The organism is Microcoleus sp. S13_C3, assembly GCF_036700905.1.
In the GTDB taxonomy this organism is placed as follows: Bacteria; Cyanobacteriota; Cyanobacteriia; order Cyanobacteriales; family Microcoleaceae; genus Microcoleus.
In genome coordinates, this window is the sequence record NZ_JAUBPT010000336.1 from 1 (window position 1) to 1,899 (window position 1,899).

The following is a 1,899-nucleotide window of genomic DNA, read 5'->3' on the forward strand; positions in this document are numbered from 1 at the left end:
AAACTTCTGACAGCCATCGAATCGGATATCACAACAATCTCCTGGTTAAAGATATAGATTCTTTCAATAAATTGAGTGATTTATATGTTGTAAATTCAGGAACGAAATGGCGTTCTGGCGTCAAACATGACTGCTCGAATGTGATGGAGTTTCGGAAAATTGATAATTTGTTTGTCAATGGATTTGGGGAAGCTGTCGAGCTTGAGGAAACTTATTTATTTCCGCTACTTAAAGGATCGGATGTCGCTCAAAATCGAATTAATGCCACAAACCGCTATATTTTAGTAACTCAAAAATTTATTGGCGAGTCAACCGAACCTATCAGAGATATCGCTCCTAAAACCTGGCGCTATCTGGAGGAGTGCGGACAATATCTAGACAATCGCAAAAGCAAAATTTATCAGCACAATCCTCGCTTTTCTATTTTTGGGGTTGGCGATTATAGTTTCAATTTTTGGAAGATAGCAATTTGCGGACTTTATAAAAAATTGGATTTCAGATTGATAAGTGGAATCGCTAATAAACCTGTGATTTTCGATGATACTGTTTATTTTCTAAGCTTTGAAAACGAACGAGTTGCACGTAAAACTTTTGACCTTTTGAATTCATCGGCAGCAATTAAATTTTATTCATCGATGGTATTTTGGGATGAAAAGCGTCCGATCAAATCCAGTGTCTTAAATTGTCTGAATCTGTCACTGCTGGCAGATTTGGAATATTTAACCGCAGATGCACGCAGATAAAAGCAGATGAATACAGCTAAATATTGACTTTTTCTGGGAGAATTTAGGCTGCTATTTTTGAGAGAATACGTAAAAAATCGTGATATCCTTCCAAATTCCTTATTCGGTTTCTAATAGGGTAAGGTGCGTCGCCATCTACAATCTGCAAGTTCCATTGAAAATCTCACAGATCCGCACCCTACAGATGAGAGACTGGCGTAAGCCCTATGATAGCGCTGATTAACAAGCTGCTATCCTCTGTAGTGCCTGGAGGTAATAAGAGTGGCAAACAATACAATTAAATTACTCGATGTCGTTGCATTGACCGTTGATATTCCTGAATACAACCTCTGGCGCGGACAAGTTGGGACTGTGGTTGAACTGTTGGCTGATGGTGCAGCGTTTGAGGTTGAATTTAGCGATCGCAATGGACGCACTTATGAATCTGTCGGGCTGCATCCAGAGCAAATCATGGTGTTGTATTTTGAGCCAGCATCACCTGATATTAAATCCGAAATGGTTACAGTATAAGCGGCACAACAACGCCCACGTACCCGACTCTATCAAAGTTATTGGTTGGGAGCGAGAGGTTATCTGCGGCGGGTGATGGGCAACGATCGATCGCCAGCTTAGCCTAGTAGGTTGTAAAGTATAAGGGTAGAGCTATAAAAACACCTATGACACTCACCCTCACTCTGACACCAGAAATAGAGCAATACTTAACACAAAGAGCACAAGAGCAAGGGCTTTCGACGGAAGCATACACTCGGCAAATGCTGATAGAATATATTCTGCTAAAACAAAAGCAGGCAAAATTGGTTAATCTGCTTCAGTCTTGGATGGATGAAGAAGATGCCGAAGAGCAGCAAGAAACAGGTGAGTATCTGATTCATGCTCTTGACGAAGATCGTTTATCTGAACGCAAGCTATTTCCTATTGAATTAAAAGGTGTAACTTGGTGAGCAGAGTCGTTTTTCTGGACGCAGGACCAATTGGTTTAGTTACGAATCCAAAGCTATCTCCTGAAAGCACTCTTTGTACTCGCTGGTTGCAAACACTTATTACATCCAATATTCGAGTTATTATTCCCGAAATAGCCGATTAAGCTGTTGTTCATTTAAATTGCATATTTCGAGTCCCGATCAACAATCGTCAAATCCTCTCCCCCTCTCCTCTT

Annotated in this window: 2 protein-coding genes and 1 pseudogene; all 3 read left to right on the plus strand. The window is 40.6% G+C overall.

Translation table 11 applies throughout. From position 1 onward, the window contains the following. Positions 1–743, plus strand: a pseudogene (locus QUA16_RS36515) (SAM-dependent methyltransferase); the annotation flags it as partial. Positions 744–1,004: 261 nt separating this feature from the next. Continuing rightward, positions 1,005–1,253 carry a DUF4926 domain-containing protein gene (locus QUA16_RS36520; protein ID WP_333109700.1) on the plus strand — a complete coding sequence of 83 codons (249 nt, stop codon included), beginning with the start codon at positions 1,005–1,007 and terminating at the stop codon, positions 1,251–1,253. 146 nt (positions 1,254–1,399) lie between these two features. Next, on the plus strand, positions 1,400–1,684 hold the full coding sequence (locus tag QUA16_RS36525; protein WP_333109698.1) for a hypothetical protein: 285 nt from the start codon (positions 1,400–1,402) through the stop codon (positions 1,682–1,684). The last annotated feature ends 215 nt before the right edge of the window (positions 1,685–1,899 follow it).

What these genes read in the sequence shown, in the direction of transcription:
- QUA16_RS36525 (WP_333109698.1), top strand. Translation starts at nt 1,400, where the DNA reads ATGACACTCACCCTCACTCTGACACCAGAAATAGAGCAATACTTAACA.